The 19,257-nt window shown below is 69.2% G+C and carries 12 protein-coding genes; 2 read left to right on the top strand and 10 right to left on the bottom strand.

Annotated features, from left to right (window positions below):
- Nucleotides 1-55: 55 nt before the first annotated feature.
- From OM98_RS12065 to serA, 7 genes are all read right to left on the bottom strand, one after another.
- A complete protein-coding gene (locus tag OM98_RS12065; protein WP_010534886.1) occupies nucleotides 56-3,811 on the bottom strand; it encodes a nitrate reductase subunit alpha in 3,756 nt (1,251 codons plus the stop codon).
- Between the two features lie 52 nt (nucleotides 3,812-3,863).
- Nucleotides 3,864-5,090, bottom strand: coding sequence for an MFS transporter (locus OM98_RS12070; protein ID WP_010534887.1), 1,227 nt, complete (start codon nucleotides 5,088-5,090; stop codon nucleotides 3,864-3,866).
- Nucleotides 5,091-5,308: 218 nt separating this feature from the next.
- The gene (locus OM98_RS12075; RefSeq protein WP_010534888.1) at nucleotides 5,309-5,851 is read right to left on the bottom strand and encodes a glycine cleavage system transcriptional repressor; all 543 of its coding nucleotides are present in this window, start codon (nucleotides 5,849-5,851) and stop codon (nucleotides 5,309-5,311) included.
- A gap of 41 nt (nucleotides 5,852-5,892) precedes the next feature.
- Nucleotides 5,893-7,533 (bottom strand): citramalate synthase, encoded by a 1,641-nt coding sequence (gene cimA / locus OM98_RS12080; RefSeq protein WP_010534889.1) that lies wholly within the window; start codon nucleotides 7,531-7,533, stop codon nucleotides 5,893-5,895.
- A gap of 7 nt (nucleotides 7,534-7,540) precedes the next feature.
- Nucleotides 7,541-8,632 carry a branched-chain amino acid aminotransferase gene (locus OM98_RS12085; RefSeq protein WP_010534890.1) on the bottom strand — a complete coding sequence of 364 codons (1,092 nt, stop codon included), beginning with the start codon at nucleotides 8,630-8,632 and terminating at the stop codon, nucleotides 7,541-7,543.
- A gap of 40 nt (nucleotides 8,633-8,672) precedes the next feature.
- On the bottom strand, nucleotides 8,673-9,728 hold the full coding sequence (locus OM98_RS12090) for a 3-isopropylmalate dehydrogenase (protein ID WP_029362842.1): 1,056 nt from the start codon (nucleotides 9,726-9,728) through the stop codon (nucleotides 8,673-8,675).
- An 89-nt stretch (nucleotides 9,729-9,817) separates the two neighbouring features.
- Nucleotides 9,818-11,422 (bottom strand): phosphoglycerate dehydrogenase, encoded by a 1,605-nt coding sequence (serA, locus tag OM98_RS12095; protein ID WP_010534892.1) that lies wholly within the window; start codon nucleotides 11,420-11,422, stop codon nucleotides 9,818-9,820.
- 329 nt (nucleotides 11,423-11,751) lie between these two features.
- Between serA and OM98_RS12100 the strand changes: the two genes are divergently transcribed.
- The gene (locus OM98_RS12100; protein WP_010534893.1) at nucleotides 11,752-12,753 is read left to right on the top strand and encodes an AAA family ATPase; all 1,002 of its coding nucleotides are present in this window, start codon (nucleotides 11,752-11,754) and stop codon (nucleotides 12,751-12,753) included.
- 2 nt (nucleotides 12,754-12,755) lie between these two features.
- Nucleotides 12,756-15,326 (top strand): S8 family peptidase, encoded by a 2,571-nt coding sequence (locus OM98_RS12105; RefSeq protein WP_033195171.1) that lies wholly within the window; start codon nucleotides 12,756-12,758, stop codon nucleotides 15,324-15,326.
- A 156-nt stretch (nucleotides 15,327-15,482) separates the two neighbouring features.
- Here the strand turns inward: OM98_RS12105 and ilvC are convergent, their stop codons facing one another.
- The 3 genes from ilvC to OM98_RS12120 form a co-directional block, all read right to left on the bottom strand.
- Nucleotides 15,483-16,514 carry a ketol-acid reductoisomerase gene (gene ilvC / locus OM98_RS12110; RefSeq protein ID WP_010534895.1) on the bottom strand — a complete coding sequence of 344 codons (1,032 nt, stop codon included), beginning with the start codon at nucleotides 16,512-16,514 and terminating at the stop codon, nucleotides 15,483-15,485.
- A gap of 119 nt (nucleotides 16,515-16,633) precedes the next feature.
- Nucleotides 16,634-17,188, bottom strand: a complete 555-nt coding sequence (gene ilvN, locus OM98_RS12115; protein WP_010534896.1) for an acetolactate synthase small subunit — start codon at nucleotides 17,186-17,188, stop codon at nucleotides 16,634-16,636.
- Nucleotides 17,188-18,945: an acetolactate synthase large subunit gene (locus OM98_RS12120; RefSeq protein WP_010534897.1), complete on the bottom strand. Its 1,758-nt coding sequence runs from the start codon at nucleotides 18,943-18,945 to the stop codon at nucleotides 17,188-17,190. The genes ilvN and OM98_RS12120 overlap by 1 nt, the downstream gene beginning before the upstream one ends.
- Nucleotides 18,946-19,257: the final 312 nt, after the last annotated feature.

Raw genomic sequence — 19,257 nt, forward strand, 5'->3', positions numbered from 1 at the left:
CCTGGGGCGGGAGCGGGGAGAGGGAGGGGCCGGGCGGCGGTGCCCGGCCCTCCGGTCAGTACTCGACGGGGGTGGTGCGCTTGCGGATACGGGTCACCTCGTCCCGCTGGTTCCCGGTGGGGCCGTAGTAGTTGAAGGCGTAGGAGAGCTGCCCGTAGCCGCCGATCAGGTGGGACGGCTTGAGCATGATCCGGGTCAGCGAGTTGTGGATGCCGCCGCGGCGGCCGTCCCGCTCGGTGAGCGGCACGTTCACGGTGCGGTCCTGCGCGTGGTGCATGAAGGCGGTGCCGCGGGGCATGCGGTGGGAGACCACGGCGCGGGCGGCGACGACGCCGTTGCGGTTGGTGGCCTCGATCCAGTCGTTGTCCTCGATGCCGACGGCCTGGGCGTCCTCGACGCTCATCCAGATGGTCTGCCCGCCGCGGGACAGGTTCATCATGAAGAAGTTCTCCATGTACATCGAGTGGATGGCCCACTTGTTGTGGGGGGTCAGGTAGCGCACCGAGATGGAGGTGCCGCCGTCGTCGAGGGTGCCGAGCTCCTGCTCGCCGAACAGGGCGGTCATGTCCAGCGGGGGCCGGAACACGGGCAGCGCCTCCCCCATCTCCAGCATCCAGTCGTGGTCGAGGTAGAAGTGCTGGCGGCCGGTGAGGGTGTGCCAGGGCTTCTTGCGCTCCACGTTGATGGTGAAGGGGCTGTAGCGGCGGCCGCCGGTCTCGGAGCCGGACCATTCGGGGCTGGTGATCACGGGCACGGGGGCGGCCTTGGTGTCGGCGAAGTGGATCCGCTTGCCCTCGTTCTCGCCGGCCAGGTCGTGCAGGTGCACACCGGTGCGCTTCTCGAGGGTCTTGAAGCCCTCGGTGGCCATGTGCCCGTTGGTGGTGCCGGACAAGCCGAGGATGAACTCGCAGGCCTGCAGGTCGGTCTCCATCTTGGGGCGGCCGGCGGCGGGGCCGCGGCGGTGGGTGCCGTTGAGCCGTCCCAGCTCCTCGACGTAGGGCGTCACGTCGTAGGTGATGCCCTTGGTGGTCATGCCGAGCGTCTCCAGCAGCGGGCCGATGGAGGTGAACTTGGCGTGGATCGCGGTGTAGTCGCGCTCCACCTCCACCAGGGTCGGCATGGTCTTGCCGGGGATCGGCTCGCACTCGCCGTACTTCCAGTCCTTCACCCGGCCGTGCGGGGTGGCGAGTTCCCCGGGGGTGTCGTGCTGCAGCGGGAAGGCGACGACGTCCTTCCGGGTGCCGAGGTGGGTCTCGGCGAGCTGGCTGAACCGCTCGGCGATCGACGCCCAGGTCTCCCAGTCGGTGCGGGACTCCCAAGGGTTGGAGATGGCGGGGTTGAAGGAGTGGATGAAGGGGTGCATGTCCGTGGTGGACAGGTCGTGCTTCTCGTACCAGGTGGCGGCGGGCAGCACCACGTCGGAGTGCAGGGTGTGGCTGGTCATGCGGAAGTCCAGGGTGAGGACCAGGTCGACCTTGCCGATCGGCGCCTCGTCCCGCCAGCGCACGTCGCGGGGGCGGAAGGCCTCGGGGGTCTCCTCCTCGGTGGCGGCGCTGTCCACGCCCAGCAGGTGGCGGAAGAAGTACTGGTCGCCCTTGGCGGAGGACCCGAGCGTGTTGGCGCGCCAGATCGACCAGATGCGCGGGTAGTTCTCGGGCGCGTCAGGGTCCTCCGCGGCGAAGCGGATCGTGCCGTCCTTCAGTTCCTTCACCAGGTGGGGGATGGTCTCCTCCCCCGCGGCGGCGGCGCGGTCGGCGACCTCCAGGGAGTTCACGTCGAACTGCGGGTAGAAGGGCTGCCAGCCGAGCCGCTGCGAGAGGGCGACCGCGTCGGCCGTGGTGGTGCCGGCGAAGCGACCGGCCCCCGTGGTGGCGGCGAGGGTGTCGGCGCCGAAGCGGTCGTAGCGCCACTGGTCGGTGTGCATGTACCAGTAGGTGGTCTGGGTCATCTGCCGCGGCGGGCGGGTCCAGTCCAGGGCGTTGGCCAGGTGCAGCCAGCCGGTGATGGGCCGCACCTTCTCCTGGCCGACGTAGTGCGCCCAGCCGCCGCCGTTGACGCCCTGGGTGCCGCACAGCGTGGTCAGGGTGAGGAAGGAGCGGTAGATGGTGTCGGAGTGGAACCAGTGGTTGGTGCCGGCGCCCATGATGATCATCGAGCGGCCGCCGGAGTCGATGGCGTTCTGGGCGAACTCGCGGGCGATGCGGGCGGCGGCGGGGCCGGGCACCCCGGTGATGGTCTCCTGCCAGGCCGGGGTGTAGAGCGCCTCGGCGTCGTCCAGGGCGCGGGCCCACTGCCCGGGCAGTCCGTCGCGGCCCACCCCGTACTCGGCCAGCAGCAGGTCCAGCACGGTGGTCACCCGGCGCCCGGCCACGCGCCGCACGGGCACGCCGCGGGCCACGTCGCCGCGGCCGCCCTGGCCGACGGTGTCGAAGCGCGGCATCAGCACCTCGGCCCGCTCCTGCTCGCGGCCCAGCAGGGTCAGCGCCGGGTCGAGGTCGCCGAGCTCGAGGTTCCAGCGGCCCTCACCGTCCCCGGAGTAGCGGTGGCCGAGGGTGCCGTTCGGGCAGACGGCGGTGTCGGTGGCGGCGTCCCACAGCAGCGGCTTGAAGTCGGCGTGCTCGGTGCCGGCCTCGACGGTGATCTCCTCCCCCGCCTCCCCGGCGACGAGGAACTTGCCGGGCACCAGGGTGCCGTCCTCGCGCTCCTCGAGCTGCACCAGGAAGGGCAGGTCGGTGTACTGCTTCGCATAGGCCTCGAAGGCGGGGGTGGGGCGGTCCACGTAGAACTCGCGCAGGATGGTGTGCCCCATCGCCATCGCCAGCGCCGCGTCGGTGCCGGGGTGCGGGGCGAGCCATTCGTCGGCGAACTTCACGCTCTCCGCGTAGTCGGGCGCCACCGAGATGACCTTCTGGCCGCGGTAGCGCGCCTCGGCCATCCAGTGGGCGTCAGGGGTGCGGGTCATCGGCACGTTCGAGCCCCACATGATCAGGTAGCTCGCGTCCCACCAGTCCCCCGACTCGGGCACGTCGGTCTGGTCGCCGAAGACCTGCGGGCTGGCCGGCGGCAGGTCCGCGTACCAGTCGTAGAAGGACAGCATGGAGCCGCCGATGAGCTGGTGGAATCGTGCCCCGGAGGAGAAGGACACCTGGCTCATGGCGGGGATCGGCGAGAAGCCGGTGGCGCGGTCGGGGCCGTACTCCTTGACGGTGTGCACGTAGGCGGCGGCCACCATCTCGATGACCTCGTCCCAGTCGGCGCGGACCAGGCCGCCCTTGCCGCGCACGGACTTGTAGCGACGGGCCTTGACGGGGTCGGAGATGATCGCCTTCCAGGCCTCGACGGGGTCGTGCCCGGGGGCGGCGGCCTTCTCCTCGCGGAACATCTGCAGCAGGGCGGAGCGCACGTAGGGGTAGCGCACCCGGGTGGGCGAGTAGGTGTACCAGGAGAAGGAGGCACCGCGGGGGCAGCCGCGGGGCTCGTACTCGGGTTTGTCGGGGCCGGTGGAGGGGTAGTCGGTCTCCTGCGACTCCCAGGTGATCACGCCGTCCTTGACGTAGACCTTCCAGGAGCAGGAGCCGGTGCAGTTCACGCCGTGGGTGGAGCGGACCACCTTGTCGTGGCTCCAGCGCTCCCGGTAGAAGGAGTCGCCGCTGCGGCCGCCCACCCGGTGGGTCTCGCGGCCGTCCTCGCTGATCCTCTCGGCGCGGGAGAACATCTTCCGGGCCCCGATCAGGGCGTCCATCAGCGGGTCGTCCGGGCCCGGGGTCGGCTGTGAGTCGGGCTGCTCGGTGTGCTGCTCGGAGGTCGTCATCGAGGGTCTCCTTCGACGGGGGCGGGAGAGGCGGGGTGGGTGCGCGCGGGGGTCAGGCGGCGGCGCGGCGGGCGCCGCGGGCGACCGCCAGGGTCACGCCGATCGCGCCGAGGGTGGCCAGCAGCAGCAGCACGATGCCGAGGGAGTAGCTGCCGGTGGCGTTGTGCACGGCGGACATCACCAGCGGCGGCACGAATCCGCCCAGGCCGCCGGCGGCGCCGACGAAGCCGGTCACGGAGCCCACCACGGAGGGGTCGCTGGTGGCGGCGACCAGGGCGAACACGGCCCCGGTGCCGAGCCCCAGCCCGATCGCCATGATCAGGAAGGACAGGGTGCCGACGGGCATCAGGGCGGGGTGGAAGATCAGCACGATCGCGCCGAGGGAGACCAGGGCGTAGGCGATCAGCAGCGTGGTGGTGGGGCCGAGCCGGTCGGAGAGCACGCCGCCGGTGGGGCGCATCAGCACCGCGACGATCACGAAGCCGGCCATGCGGAAGGAGGCGTCGGCCGGCTCGAGCCCGTACCAGGTCTGCAGCATTGTCGGCAGGAACACCGAGAAGGCGACGTAGCCGCCGAAGGCGAGGGCGTAGAGGTAGCAGGCCTGCCAGGTGATGGTGAGCTTCATCGTGGCCACGGACTGCTCGACGACGTTGCGCGTCGACGGCTTCCAGCTCGGCGAGGTGGGCATCAGCAGCCAGCCGACGACCGCGAAGGCGAGCAGCGCGATGGAGGTGGCGATGAAGGGGGCGAGGTTGCCGACGTTGTTCACCAGCGGCACGGTGGTGAAGGCGCTGATGGCGGTGCCGCCCATGCCGGCGCCGTAGATGCCGGTGGCCATGCCGCGCTTGGCGGGTGGGAACCAGGAGTTCACGTAGGGGATGCCGATGGCGAAAGTGGTCCCGGAGATCCCGAGGAAGAAGCCGCCCACGATCAGGGTGGCGTAGGTGTACTGGCCGACGACCCCCAGGAACAGCACCGGGATCACGGTGATCACGGAGATCAGGGGCAGCATCAGGCGGCCGCCGTAGCGGTCCGTGAGGGCGCCGATCGGGATCCGGCCCAGGGAGCCGACCAGCACGGGGATGGCGACGATGAGGGCGGCGTCGGCGGCGAGCCCGCGCTCGACGAAGATCGGGCCGAGGGGGCTGAGCAGTGCCCAGGCCCAGAAGTTCAGGGCGAAGCCGAGGGTGGCGAGGATCAGCGCACGGTAGGCGCCGGGGGCGACCTGCGAGCCGGCGGGGGCGGCTGCGGCGGAGCGGGGAGAGGGGGATGCGGACATCGACGTCCTCCGGGTCGGGATTTCCGGCCCCCGCGCCTTGCGTTATTTTGCCTGGTGGGAAGCCCGTTGGCCCCCTCAGTCTCGGATCCGCGGTGATCCGCACCACGGGACGAAAGACCCGCTTCGGACGGCCCCGTGCGGGCGCGCCGGGGTCGCCAGGGCCGCTCCCCCGGCGTGTCAGGCACGGGATTCAGGCGCCGCGACGCCTGGGGCGACGCTCAGACGTCCTCGAGCTCGATCTCCACCATCAGGTCGGCGGCGATGGCCTCGAGGGCCTCGCGCACGGCGGGCTCGTCGGCGGCGTCCAGACGCAGCGCGGCCTCCGCCTCGAAGAGCATGCCGCCGCCCTCGGGTGCCTCGCGGCGGCGCGAGTGCAGGGTCTCGATGGTGGCGCCGCGGGTGGTGAGCGCGGTGGCGACCTCGCGGACCATGCCGGGGCGGTCCTGGCCCAGCAGGTGCAGGGACCAAGCGGTGCCGCTGCCGGTGCGGGGCGCCGCGTCGTCGCTCGCGTCCCCGGTGCTCTCGGCGGGACGGGCCTCGACCTGCAGGCCCACCTCCCGGGCGAGCGCCGGCAGGGCGTCAAGGAAGGCGTCGGCGCGCTCGGCGGGGATCTCCACTACCACGACGCCCGCGAACTGTCCGGCCAGCAGCGCGAGCTGGCTGTCCACCCAGTGGCCGCCGTGCTCGTCGACGGCGGTGGCCAGGGAGGAGACCAGGCCGGGGCGGTCCTCGCCGATCGCCGAGAGGATGAAGGTCTGCATGTCTCGCTCCTAGCTCAGGGGATGCCGGGTGGGGCGCGGGGTCAGGCCGCAGCTTTGTAGAGGCCGTAGGTGTAGGCGTCGACGATGGCCTCCCAGGAGGCCTCGATGATGTTCGGTCCCACGCCGACGGTCTGGAACTCCTGGCCGGCACCGGCGGTGCGCACGAGCACCCGGGTGGTGGCGTCGGTGCCGTGGTGGGCGTCGAGGATGCGCACCTTGAAGTCGCGCAGCTCCAGCTCGTCGATCAGCGGGAAGCGTTCGCGCAGGGCGCCGCGCAGGGCGGTGTCCAGGGCGTTGACGGGGCCGTTGCCCTCGGCGATGGCGACCGCGCGCGAGAGGCCGTCGCCGTCGCCGTGCAGCTTGACGGTGGCCTCGGTCTCCAGGGTGCCGTCGCGCAGCTGGTGGGAGGTGGCCCGCCAGGACTCGACCTCGAAGAAGCGCGGCAGGCGGCCCATCTCGTCCAGCAGCAGCAGCTCGAAGGAGGCGTCGGCGGCCTCGTAGGAGTACCCGGCGGCCTCCCGCTGCTTGACGGTGCCGGCGAGGCGGCTGAGCAGGTTCTTCTCCCCCGTCAGGTCGAAGCCGAGCTCGCGTCCCTTCAGCTCCATGGAGGCACGGCCGGCCATGTCGGAGATGATCATCCGCATGTCGTTGCCCACCCGGCGCGGATCGATCTGCTGGTACAGGTCGGGGTCCACCCGGATGGCGCTGGCGTGTAGTCCCGCCTTGTGGGCGAAGGCGCTGGTGCCGACGTAGGGCGCACGGGTGGTGACCGGCATGTTCACGATCTCGCCGATGGCGTGGGCGATGCGGGTGGCCTCCCCCAGCGTCTCGGCGGGCACCAGGTCCATGCCCATCTTCAGCTGCAGGTCGGCGAGCATCGTCACCAGGTCGGCGTTGCCGGTGCGCTCGCCGTAGCCGTTCACGCAGCCCTGCACGTGGTCGATGCCGGCGCGCACCGCGGTCAGCGCGTTGGCGACGGCACAGCCGGAGTCGTTGTGGGTGTGGGCGCCGAGCCGCGCCCCGGCGTGCCCGGCGGCGTCCAGGCGCGCCCGGAGGTCGGCGACGATCTCGGCGACCTGATGCGGGAGCATCCCGCCGTTGGTGTCGCAGAGGATCACCACCTCGGCGCCGGCGGCGAAGGCCTCGGCGACGACGGCCGCGGAGTGCTCGGGGTCGTCGAGGAAGCCGTCGAAGAAATGCTCGGCGTCCACGAAGACCTCGCGGCCGTGGGCGCGCAGGTGCTCCACGGTGTCGCGGACCATCGCCAGGTTCTCCTCGGCGGTGGTGCGCAGGGCACCGACGACGTGGCGCAGGTCCGACTTGGCGACCAGGGTGACGGTGGGGGCGCCGGAGTCCAGCAGGGCGCGGACCTGCTCGTCCTCGGCGACGGCCACCCCGGCCTTCCGGGTGGCGCCGAAGGCGGCCAGGCGCGCGGTCCCGAGGCTCAGCTCCCGCTGGGCGCGGGCGAAGAACTCGGTGTCGCGGGGCACGGCCCCGGGCCAGCCGCCCTCGATGTAGGTGACGCCCAGCTCGTCCAGCAGCCGGGCCACGGCCAGCTTGTCGGCCACGGAGAGGGTCAGGCCCTCCTGCTGGGAGCCGTCGCGCAGCGTGGTGTCGTAGAGGTGGAAGCCGGGGATCGGGGTGCTGGCGGGGACGGCGGCGGCCTCGCGCGGGGTGCTCATGGGGTGATCAGGCCAATCGGGTGAGCCAGCCGTGGCGGTCCGGGATCCGCCCGTACTGGATGTCGGTGAGTTCCTGGCGCAGGGAGAGGGTGGTGGCCCCGGAGCCTCCGTCGCCGATGGTCCAGCTGCCGCCGCGGGCGCGCAGCTCGCCGATGGGCGTGATCACCGCGGCGGTGCCGGCGGCGAACATCTCGGTGATGGTGCCCTCCGCGATCTGCTCGACGACCTCGCTGGCGACCAGGCGCTGCTCGACGGGCTCGAGGCCGCGGTCGGCGGCGAGCTGCAGGATCGACTCGCGGGTGACGCCCTCGAGGATCGAGCCGGTCAACGAGGGGGTGAGCAGACGGCCGTCGGAGGTGACGGCGAAGACGTTCATCCCGGAGAGCTCGTCGATGCAGGTGTGCGTCTCGGAGTCCAGGAACATGACCTCGTCGGCGCCGTGCTCGGCGGCCTCGGCCTTGCCCTGCAGGGAGGAGGCGTAGTTGCCGCCGCACTTGGCGGCGCCGGTGCCGCCGGTGCCGGCGCGCGCGAACTCGTCGGTGATCCACACGACCAGGGGCTGCACGCCGCGCGGGAAGTAGGCGCCGGCCGGGGAGGCGATCACGTAGTAGTCCACGGTCTTCGCGGCCCGGACCCCGAGGAAGTCCTCGTTGGCGAACATGAAGGGCCGCAGGTAGAGGGACGCCTCGCCGGTGGGCTCGGGCACCCAGGGCTCATCGGCGGCGGCGACGGCGCGCAGGGAGGCCAGGAAGTCCTCGGTGGGCAGCTCGGGCAGGGCCAGGCGGCGGGCGGAGCGCTGCAGGCGGGCGGCGTTGCGCTCGGGCCGGAAGGTCCAGATGGAGCCGTCGGCGTGGCGGAACGCCTTGAGGCCCTCGAAGATCTCCTGGGCGTAGTGCAGCACCGCGGAGGCCGGCGAGAGGGTGATCGGGCCGTAGGGGATCAGCGCGTCCTCGCCCCAGCCGGTCCCGGCGTGCCAGCGGGCGAACGCCATGAAGTCGGTGAAGTGCTGGCCGAAGCCCGGGGCGGCGAGGATCGCGGCCCGGTCCTCGTCGCTCACGCGACGGTCGGTGGTGGCGGGGGTGAAGCTCAGCGCGCTCATGTCGGTCTCCTGGGGAGGGGTTCTGGGGGAAGCCTACGGGTCAGCGGGCGGCGACGGCGGCCACCAGGGCGTCGCCGATGGCGACGGTGCCGCGCTGGCCGAGCTCCCCGCGGGCGGCGAGGTCGGCGTCGACGGCGTCCCGCACCCGCTGGGCGGCGGCGGTGTGGCCGAGGTGGTCCAGCAGCAGGGCCACGGAGAGCACGGTGGCGGTGGGGTCGGCGAGGTCCTTCCCGGCGATGTCGGGGGCGGAGCCGTGCACGGGCTCGAACATCGAGGGGAAGGCGCCGGTGGGGTTGATGTTGCCGCTGGCGGCGAGGCCGATGCCGCCGCCGATGGCCCCCGCGAGGTCGGTGACGATGTCGCCGAAGAGGTTGTCGGTGACGATCACGTCGAAGCGGGAGGGGTCCTGCACCAGGTAGATCATCATCGCGTCGACGTGGGCGTAGGCCACATCGACGTCCGGGTACTCGGCGCCGACCTGCTCGACGATGCGGCGCCACAGGTGCCCGGCGTGGACCAGCACGTTGTGCTTGTGCACCAGGGTGAGGTGGCCGCGGCGGGCCTGGGCCTGCTCGAAGGCGAAGCGGACGACGCGCTCGACGCCGACGGCGGTGTTGAGGGAGACCTCGGTGGCGACCTCCAGCTCGGTACCGGTGCGCATCGAGCCGCCGTTGCCGACGTAGGGGCCCTCGGTGCCCTCGCGCACCACCAGGAAGTCGACGTCGCCGGGGTCGGCCAGCGGGGTCGGCACGCCCGGCAGCAGGCGGGTGGGGCGCAGGTTCACGAAGTGGTCGAAGCCGAAGCGGAGCTTCAGCAGCAGGCCGCGCTCGAGCACGCCCGAGGGCACGTCGGGGTCGCCGACGGCGCCGAGCAGGATCGCGTCGTGCTCGGCCAGGCGCGCGGCGTCCTCCTCGGTAAGGGTCTCCCCCGTGCGGTGCCAGCGGCCCGCGCCGAGGTCGTAGTCGGTGGTGGTGACCTCGATGCCCTCGGGCTCCAAGGCGGCGCGGAGCACCCGCAGGCCCTGCGGGACGACCTCGTGGCCGATGCCGTCGCCCTCGATGACGGCGAGGTTCAAGGGATCGGGGGTGGTGCTCATGGGGTGCTCCGGTTCTCCCGGCCGGGCCGGGCGGGTCGCTGCGATGGGCTGGGGCGCCGCGGGGGCGCTCACGGGGTGGGTGGGGTCGCTCAGTAGACGAGGTCGACGGGGTGGATGGCGTGGGCGCCGATGGCCTCGCCGATCTCCTCGGAGAGCTCGCGGGGAGCGGCCTCGTCGAGGATGAGGACCACGAGGGCCTCGGCGCCGGGGGTGTTGCCGGCGCGGGAGACCTGCATGCCGGCGATGTTCACGCCGGCCGCGCCGAGGCGGGCGCCGTACTGGCCGATCAGGCCGGGGCCGTCCTGGTAGCGGATCACCAGCAGGTGGTCGGCCAGGGCCAGGTCGAGCGAGTGGCCGTTGACCTCGACGAGCTTGTGCTCCTTGTCGACGCCGCTGAGGGTGCCGGAGACGGAGACGACGGTGCCGTCGCGCAGGGTGCCGCGCAGGGAGATGACGTTGCGGAAGCGCTCGCGGGTCTCGTCGGTCTCGAGCTGCACGCGGATGCCGCGCTCGTCGGCGAGGACGGGGGCGTTGACGTAGCTGACCTGCTCGGCGACGGTGCCGCGGAACAGGCCGCGCAGGGCGGAGAGCTTCACGGCGGTGACGTCGCGGGTGGCGATCTCGCCGCGCACCAGGATGTCCAGCAGCTGCGGGGCCTCCCCCGCCAGGGCGGTGAAGAGCTGGCCGAGCCGGTCGGCGAGGCCGATGCCGGGGCGCACCAGGTCGTCGATGGCGCCGCCGGCGACATTGACCGCGTCGGGGACCAGCTCACCGGCCAGGGCCAGGCGCACGGACTGGGCGACGGCCACGCCGGCCTTCTCCTGCGCCTCGGCGGTGGAGGCGCCCAGGTGCGGGGTGAGGGTGACGGAGTCCAGCTCCAGCAGCTTCGCGGCGGTCTCGGAGGACGCGGGCGGCTCCGAGGTGTACACGTCCAGGGCGGCGCCGGCGATCTGCTTGCTGACCAGCGCCTGGTAGAGCGCCTCCTCGTCGATGAGACCACCGCGCGCGGCGTTGACGACGTGCAGGGAGGGCTTGGCGACCGCGAACTCCTCGGCGCCGATGATGCCGGTGGTCTCGGGGGTCTTGGGCATGTGCACGGTGACCACGTCGGACTCGCGCATCAGCTCGTCCAGCTCGACCACCCGGGCGCCGAGCTCGGCGGCGCGGGTGTGGTTGACGTAGGGGTCGTAGGCCAGCAGGTGCACGCCGAAGGGGGCGAGGCGCTCGGCGACGAGCTGGCCGATGCGGCCGAAGCCGACGATGCCGACGGTCTTGCCCAGCAGCTCCACGCCGGTGAGCTGCTTGCGCTCCCAGCGGCCGGCCTTCACGGAGGTGTCGGCGCGACCGAGGTTGCGCAGCGAGGCCAGGATCAGGGCCACGGCCAGCTCGGCGGCGGAGACGATGTTCGAGGTGGGGGCGTTGATCACCATCGCGCCGGCCACGGTGGCGGCCTGCACGTCGACGTTGTCCAGACCCACGCCGGCGCGGGCGACGACCTTGAGGTTCCCGGCGGCGAACACCTCGGCGTCCACCTGGGTGGCGGAGCGCACCAGCAGTGCGTCGGCCTCGGCCACCGCGGCGAGCAGGGCGGCACGGTCGGTGCCGTCCACCTGGCGGACCTCGACGCCGGATCCCAGCACCTCGACGGTGGCGGGCGAGAGCTCTTCGGCCAGCAGGACGACAGGACGGGTCACGGGGGCTACCTCCACAGGAGCGCTGTTCACAGGGCGATCAGACGAGGGCTCACCGAGCCCCGCTCAAGGATACGACCGTGTCCGCCATGCGGGCTCTGTGCTCACGATGCGGGCGTTGATTACACCCCACGGCCGGGCACACACCCTGTTCGTGGACACGCTGATCCCGGCGCCTGCCAGCACCTGCTGGGGAAGCAAGATGAGACGCAAGCATGAGCCCCGGTGAACCCGACGCACCTCCACGCCTTGACCCAGTCGGCCCCCGGCTAGGATGAACCTGTCCGCGTGCACCTGTCGGACGCAGCTCGCTCACTGAGAGGAGGCCCCGCATGGCGACCAAGGACCAGATGAAAGCTCTTGTGAAGAGCCACGCGGACGGCGATGACCCTCAGTTCTACGCCGTTGCAATGCAGGTTGCAGCCAAGGCCGCGCGGACCGGGCAGGAAAAGTTCGCGCAAGAGCTTCGGGACCTTGTTAACGACTTGCGTGAGAGCGCCGACAACAAGGCTCAGGTCGCGTCGATCTTGCCGTTAACAAAGCCCAGGGGCGAGCTCGGCGCTCTTCTCAACGTGTCATACCCTGACTCGCGCCTCGGGGATCTCGTGCTTGCTGACAAGCTTGCCGAGCGACTGCAGCACGTCCTTCTGGAACAGCGCCAGCGTGACGCGCTAGCGAAGCACGGCCTGACCCCAGCGCGCAGGGTGCTTCTCATCGGACCTCCGGGGACCGGCAAGACCTCGACTGCCAGAGTCATCGCGGGTGAACTCGGGCTGCCGTTGTTTTCGATCCGACTTGACACGGTTCTAACGAAGTTCATGGGTGAGACCGCAGCAAAATTGCGCCTCGTGTTCGATGCGCTCGCGGAGACTCGCGGAGTCTATCTCTTCGACGAAGTCGATGCGCTCGGTGGAGACCGGGCGGTGCAGAACGATGTGGGAGAGATCCGTCGAGTTCTGAACTCATTCCTCCAGTTCCTCGAGGAAGACACCTCTGAAAGCATCATCATCGCGGCTACAAATTATCCGGAACTGCTAGATAATGCGCTGTTCCGTCGCTTCGACACCATGATGAACTTCGCACTTCCGGACGACACATCCGTGAAATCTGTGATCAAAAATCAATTATCGTCCTTCCAGGTCAGCAACCTCAGCTGGCCGCGGATCTTCCCTGCTGCCCTAGGGCTGAGCCACGCCGAGATCTCAACAGCGGCAGAGAACGCGGCGAAGCGGACCGTACTGAGCAACCGCACCCGAGTACGCACAGACGACCTCATCATTGCTCTTGAGGAGCGTCCCCGCCAAGGCCGTTCGTCCGAAGACACTCGTTCGTAAGCATGGCCGAACGAGACCGCCCGCACATTGTCGTGCCAACGCCACCCTCGACCGAGCCGTTCACACTCGCAGGACAAGGCGGCAGCAGCGACAAGCCCACCTTCGGAGGTGACCGCGAGTCCCACGGCAAAAGGTTGACCTCAGAGTTCAAGATAGCCTACGAGCTACCCAGTGACGAGACTTTAGAGCCAAAGGGCACATTTATCACGTTCGCGTCTTTCCCCGGGCTTGAACTCGCAATCGAGAGTCTGGACTCCCAACGAAAAGGCATACAGCCTGAGCTCATTGCCGTTCGAGAAGTCGCGCACCCCGACGGCAATATGCTCGAAGCAACTGTATTTATCCCAGAGGGCAAGAAGGAGTATTTTCTCAGCAAACTCGAGAAGTATGTCGATACGGCGACCAAAGGAATAGGCAAGCCGGAGAACGCCACGCTTATCGAAGGGATTGCTTCGATACGCCGCGCGACGATACGTGAACTCTGGACAGACCCCGACGATCAGTTCCCGAGTGACGAAAACAAGCTCTGCTGGTGGGAGGTCTGGCTTCGTAAATCAGATGGGAACGAACGCCTACGGCTCAGTGAGTACGCTCGCCAACGCGACTTGAAGACGAGTGATCACTACCTCGGATTTGGTGACCGAACAGTGATTCTTCTGCAGGCAACTGCGGCGCAGCTCGCATTAACGTTCCGCGCAGTGGATGATATTGCCGAGCTCAGGCGCCCGCACGAGGTCTCGAGCTTCCTGCCCGAGCTCTACGCTTTCGAGCAGAAGGAATGGGTGCAGGACCTTCTACATAGGGCATCCCCAGCCGCTAACGGATCGCCGGTAGTGTGCATCTTGGATCGCGGTGTCCAAGCAGACCACCTGTTGCTCAACGACTCCCTGTCGCATGAAGACCTGCATGCAGCAGACCTGACATGGCGAAGGGATGTTGCGGTACATGCTCACGGCACCGAGATGGCAGGTCTTGCGCTCTATGGGGATCTCCAAGCGGCGATCCTAGACCCACACAACGTGCGGCTACAGCACCGCCTCGAATCGGTCAAGCTTCTCCCCGACGCCGGACACAATGAGCCCGATGTGTATGGAGCAATCACCGCACGGGCGGTAGACCAGCCTGAGATCTCCGCCGCCGATCGAAGACGAGTCTTCATGCTCGCCGTAACAGCAACTGCCGGGTCGGGAGGGGCTACCGACGGTGCCTCTGCCGCCGGTCCGAAGCAAGAATCGGGCCGTCCGACGGCCTGGTCAGCGACGGTCGACGCGCTCACCTATGGGCGCGCGATCGACGATACGACGCCAAACTTCACTTATCTGGACCGGGGTGAAACTCGCCGACCGCGTCTGTTCATCGTTTCGGCCGGGAATATTCGCGACATCCGTGCGGAGGACGACCATCTTGACCGCAGCGATGCTGAAGCAGTTGAAGACCCCGCACAGTCATGGAATGCCCTTACCGTTGGCGCTTACGCAGAGCATGACGCAATGGACCACGCGCTCGAAGCTTTCAAGGGCTACGTGCCGATGGCTCCCCGGGGCGAACTGTCGCCGTCTAGCCGTACCTCCGTTTCATTCGAACAGAAGCGATGGCCTTTCAAGCCCGATGTCGTGGCAGCGGGTGGCAATCTTGCTCGCACCCCAGATGGAACAGGCGTTGACAGCCCGGGGAATCTCGCGATTCTTACGACGAGACTCCAACGACCCGGCGAGGGCTACTTCACCACCACTCGAGACACATCAGCGGCCACTGCTCAGGTCGCGTCGATCGCTGCCGACATATACGCAACCTATCCGCAAATGCGGCCGGAGACGGTACGTGCATTGATCGTGCACTCGGCAGAGTGGACCGAGGCCATGCGATCCCGAGTGGACGACGCTCGGAATAAGGCGGATGCCGTCAACCTACTACGCCGTTACGGGATGGGCGTGCCGAGTCTCAAACGTGCGACTCGCAGCGCGATGAACGCACTTACGCTGGTCGCTGAGTCGAGCATCCACCCTTACGAACGCGACGGGCAGTCGAGCAATGGGAAAGCGCGTGAGATGAATCTGCACGAGATGCCGTGGCCGATCGAGCAGCTCACCGAGCTCGGCGAGACTCAGGTGAAGTTGCGTGTCACGCTGTCCTATTTCGTGGAGCCCAACCCGTCGAGCCGCGGCTGGTCCGGGCGCTACGCGTATCCATCGCATGGGCTCCGATTCGCGACTAGGCGCCCGGAGGAGAGTGTCGACTCGTTCCGTAAGCGCATCAATAAGCAGGCGCGGGTAGACGGGCGGAAGCCGCTGTCACTGGCAACCGAGAAGGGGTGGTTGTTCGGCAGTGGCCAGCAGAGATCAGCCGGATCGATCCATACCGACATCTGGACCGGCTCGGCAGTCGATCTCGCGAGCAAGGAAGCTGTCGCCGTATACCCGGTCCTAGGGTGGTGGAAAAACCGTCCCCAGATGGATCAGAGCGACCGCGGGGTGGACTACTCCCTTGTGGTCAGTATCGAGTCGCCAGAAGTCGACGTGGATCTCTGGACGCCGGTGGCGCAACAGGTCGCTGCGACCGCCATCGAGGTGTAGCCGGTCGCACGACGGCCCACCAAGAAGGTGGATAGATCAGGCTGGGCAGTGCATCTCGACTGGCTCTTCGGGTAGTCAAGTCAGCCGAAGCTGGAATCGAAGGGCGGGCGCCCGATCCGTGGATCGGACGCCCGCCCTTTGCGGTGTTAGGCGGGGTCAGCGCGCGGCGCTGCCCTCGGTGTAGTCGGAGTCCACGGACTGCGAGGACCACGAGAACATCTTGCGCAGGTCCTTGCCCACGACCTCGATGGGGTGGGAGGCCTCCTTCTCGCGGAGCTGCTTGAACTCGGTCGCGCCGTTGTCCTGGTCGTCGATGAAGCGCTTGGCGAAGGCGCCGGACTGGATGTCGGCGAGGATGTCCTTCATCGCGGCCTTGGTGTCGTCGGTGATGACGCGGGGGCCGGAGACGTAGTCGCCGAACTCGGCGGTGTCGGAGATCGACCAGCGCTGCTTGGCGATGCCGCCCTCCCACATGAGGTCCACGATCAGCTTCATCTCGTGGAGCACCTCGAAGTAGGCGATCTCCGGCTGGTAGCCGGCGTCCTGCAGGGTCTCGAAGCCGGCCTGCACCAGGTGGCTCATGCCGCCGCACAGCACGGCCTGCTCGCCGAACAGGTCGGTCTCGGTCTCCTCGGTGAAGGTGGTCTTGATGACCCCGGCGCGGGTGCCGCCGATGCCCTTGGCGTAGGACAGGGCCAGCTCCCAGGCGTTGCCGGTGGCATCCTGCTCGACGGCGACGATGTCCGGGATGCCGCGGCCGGCCACGTACTCGCGGCGCACGGTGTGGCCGGGGGCCTTGGGGGCGATCAGCAGCACGTCGACGCCCGCGGGGTTCTCGATGTAGCCGAAGCGGATGTTGAAGCCGTGCGCGAAGGCGATGGCCTTGCCCTCGGACAGGTGCGGCTCGATCGACTCGGCGTAGACCTTCCGCTGGTCCTGGTCCGGGGTGAGGATCATGATCAGGTCGGCCCACTCGGAGACCTCGGCCACGGTGCCGGTGGTCAGGCCCTCCTCCTCGGCCTTGGCCTGGGACTTCGAGCCCTCGCGGAGGCCCACGCGGACGTCGACGCCGCTGTCGCGGAGGTTCAGCGCGTGGGCGTGGCCCTGCGAGCCGAAGCCGATGATGGCGACCTTCTTGCCCTGGATCAGGGACAGGTCGGCGTTGTCGTCGTAGTACATCTCTGCCACGGGTGGCTCCTTCGTTCCGGGGTGCGGGCGATGGGTCGATCCTATCGCCCCGCGTCTTACGTTGTGAGAGGACGTCTTTCCTGCCGAGACGCCGACGGCTGACCAGTCGCCTACCCGAGTTACCCGAGAATCGAGCGGTCCGTGATGGCCTTGCCGCCGCGGCTGATGGCGACCTCGCCGGACTTCACGATCTCGCGGATGCCGAACTCCTCGAGCATCCCCAGCAGCGCGGTCAGCTTGTCCTGGGTGCCGGTGGCCTCGATGGTCACCGCGTCGGCGGCCGCGTCGACCACCTTGGCGCGGAACATCTGCACGATCTCCAGCACCGAGGTGCGGGAGGCGTTGTCGGCGCCCACCTTGATCAGGATCAGCTCGCGCTGCACCGTCTGGCGCTGGTCGAGCTGGACGATCTTCAGCACGTTGACCAGCTTGTTGAGCTGCTTGGTGATCTGCTCCAAGGAGTGCTGGTCGACGTTCACCACGACGGTGATGCGGGAGATCTCCGGGTGCTCGGTCGGCCCCACCGCGAGGGAGGCGATGTTGTAGCCGCGGCGGGCGAACAGCGCGGAGACACGGGTGAGCACGCCGGGCTTGTTCTCCACCAGCACCGAGAGGGTCTGGGTGTTGGCCGGCATCGCGGCGGCCGCGGGCTTGGATCCCTGTGCAGTGCTCATCAGATGTCCCTCTCCCACTCCGGGCTCATGCCCTGGGCGATCTGGATCTCGTCGTTGGAGACGCCGGCGGGCACCATCGGCCACACCATCGCGTCGGCGCTGACGGTGAAGTCGACGACCACGGGCCGGTCGTTGATCTCCATCGCCTGCTGGATGGTGGCGTCGATGTCCTCGTCGCGCTCGCAGCGCAGGCCCACCGCACCGTAGGCATCGGCCAGCTTCACGAAGTCCGGGATCCGCCGGGTGCCGTGACCGGTGTTCAGGTCGGTGTGGGAATACCGCTTCTCGTAGAAGAGGTTCTGCCACTGCCGCACCATGCCGAGGCTCGAGTTGTTGATGATCGCGGCCTTGATCGGGATGTCGTTGATGACGCAGGTGGCCAGCTCCTGATTGGTCATCTGGAAGCAGCCGTCGCCGTCGATCGCCCACACCGGCAGGTCGGGCCGGCCCACCTTGGCGCCCATCGCCGCGGGCACCGAGTAGCCCATGGTGCCCAGGCCCCCGGAGTTGATCCAGCTCAGCGGCCGCTCGTAGCGGATGAACTGGCTGGACCACATCTGGTGCTGGCCCACGCCCGCCACGAAGATCGAGTCGGGGCCGGAGATCTCGCCGATCCGGGAGATCACGTGCTGCGGGGCGGTGAAGCCGTCGGCGGTGGCCGTCCAGCCCAGCGGGTAGGTGTCCCGCAGCATCGACAGGGTGGACCACCAGGCGGAATAGTCGCGCGGGTCGTCCTGCTCCAGGCGCGTGCGCAGCTCGGCGATCAGCGAGCGGGCGACGTCCGCCGCCTGCCCGACGATCGGCACGTCCGCCTCGCGGTTCTTGGAGATCTCGGCGGCGTCGATGTCGGCGTGGACGATCTTCGCGCCGGGGGCGAAGGAGTCCAGGCGCCCGGTGACGCGGTCGTCGAAGCGGGCGCCGATGGCGACGATGAGGTCGCTGCGCTGCAGGGCGGAGACCGCGGCCACGGTGCCGTGCATGCCGGGCATGCCGAGGTGGCTGGGGTGGGAGTCCGGCAGGGCGCCGCGCCCCATCAGGGTGGTCACGAAGGGCGCGCCGGTGAGGTCCACCAGCTCGGTGACCTCGGCCGAGGCGCTGCCTCGCAGAACGCCGCCGCCCAGCAGGAACACGGGGCGCTTGGCCTGCAGCAGCAGGGAGGCCGCCTCGCGGATCTGCTTGAGGTGGGGGCGGGCGTCCGGCCGGTAGCCGGGCAGCTCCAGGGTCTCGGGCCAGACGAAGTCCATCGTGGCCTGCTGGGCGTCCTTGGTGACGTCCACCAGCACCACGCCCGGGCGGCCGGTGGAGGCGATGTGGAAGGCCTGCTTGATGGTGCGGGGGATCTCCGCGGCGTCCTTGACCAGGAAGTTGTGCTTGGTGACCGGCATGGTCATGCCGACGATGTCGGCCTCCTGGAAGGCGTCGGTGCCGATGAAGCTGGAGCCGACCTGCCCGGTGATCACGACCATCGGGATCGAGTCCATCTGGGCGTCCGCGATCGCGGTGATGAGGTTGGTGGCGCCCGGGCCGGAGGTCGCCATGCACACGCCGACCCTGCCGGTGGCGTGGGCGTAGCCGCTGGCCGCGTGGCCGGCGCCCTGCTCGTGGCGGACGAGCACGTGGCGGAGCTTCTTGGCGTCCATCAGCGGATCGTAGGTGGGCAGGATCGCCCCGCCGGGCAGGCCGAAGACCACCTCGGCCCCGGCATGTTCGAGGGACTCGACCAGTGCCTGCGCACCGGTCATCTGCTGGGGGGTCATCGTCGCTCCTTCATGGTCCCGACCTGGATGGGCGGCCGTGCCCGGGGTCGCTCCCCTGGTCCGCGCCCTCCCGGACACGGAAAAGCCCCTCGGCCTGGGGCTCTGGAGGGGCGCGGAGACGTCTCGTATCGACGAACGGGCGTCAGCCGCGCTCGAGGATTACGAGAAGGTTCGTCTGCATGATCCACACCATAGCCGCTCCGGGGTCGAACACCCCAGGGGTCCGGATGCCGAGACGCACCCGAGATGTCCGCTGTGCCCGTCCCGGCTATTCCCCGCTCCCCCGCCCCGCGACGCTCATCACGCCCCAGG

This window comes from Brachybacterium squillarum M-6-3, assembly GCF_000225825.1.
Lineage (GTDB): Bacteria > Actinomycetota > Actinomycetes > Actinomycetales > Dermabacteraceae > Brachybacterium > Brachybacterium squillarum.

What these genes read in the sequence shown, in the direction of transcription:
- OM98_RS12065 (WP_010534886.1), bottom strand. Translation starts at nt 3,811, where the DNA reads ATGACGACCTCCGAGCAGCACACCGAGCAGCCCGACTCACAGCCGACC.
- OM98_RS12070 (WP_010534887.1), bottom strand. Translation starts at nt 5,090, where the DNA reads ATGTCCGCATCCCCCTCTCCCCGCTCCGCCGCAGCCGCCCCCGCCGGC.
- OM98_RS12075 (WP_010534888.1), bottom strand. Translation starts at nt 5,851, where the DNA reads ATGCAGACCTTCATCCTCTCGGCGATCGGCGAGGACCGCCCCGGCCTG.
- cimA (WP_010534889.1), bottom strand. Translation starts at nt 7,533, where the DNA reads ATGAGCACCCCGCGCGAGGCCGCCGCCGTCCCCGCCAGCACCCCGATC.
- OM98_RS12085 (WP_010534890.1), bottom strand. Translation starts at nt 8,632, where the DNA reads ATGAGCGCGCTGAGCTTCACCCCCGCCACCACCGACCGTCGCGTGAGC.
- OM98_RS12090 (WP_029362842.1), bottom strand. Translation starts at nt 9,728, where the DNA reads ATGAGCACCACCCCCGATCCCTTGAACCTCGCCGTCATCGAGGGCGAC.
- OM98_RS12100 (WP_010534893.1), top strand. Translation starts at nt 11,752, where the DNA reads ATGGCGACCAAGGACCAGATGAAAGCTCTTGTGAAGAGCCACGCGGAC.
- OM98_RS12105 (WP_033195171.1), top strand. Translation starts at nt 12,756, where the DNA reads ATGGCCGAACGAGACCGCCCGCACATTGTCGTGCCAACGCCACCCTCG.
- ilvN (WP_010534896.1), bottom strand. Translation starts at nt 17,188, where the DNA reads ATGAGCACTGCACAGGGATCCAAGCCCGCGGCCGCCGCGATGCCGGCC.
- OM98_RS12120 (WP_010534897.1), bottom strand. Translation starts at nt 18,945, where the DNA reads ATGACCCCCCAGCAGATGACCGGTGCGCAGGCACTGGTCGAGTCCCTC.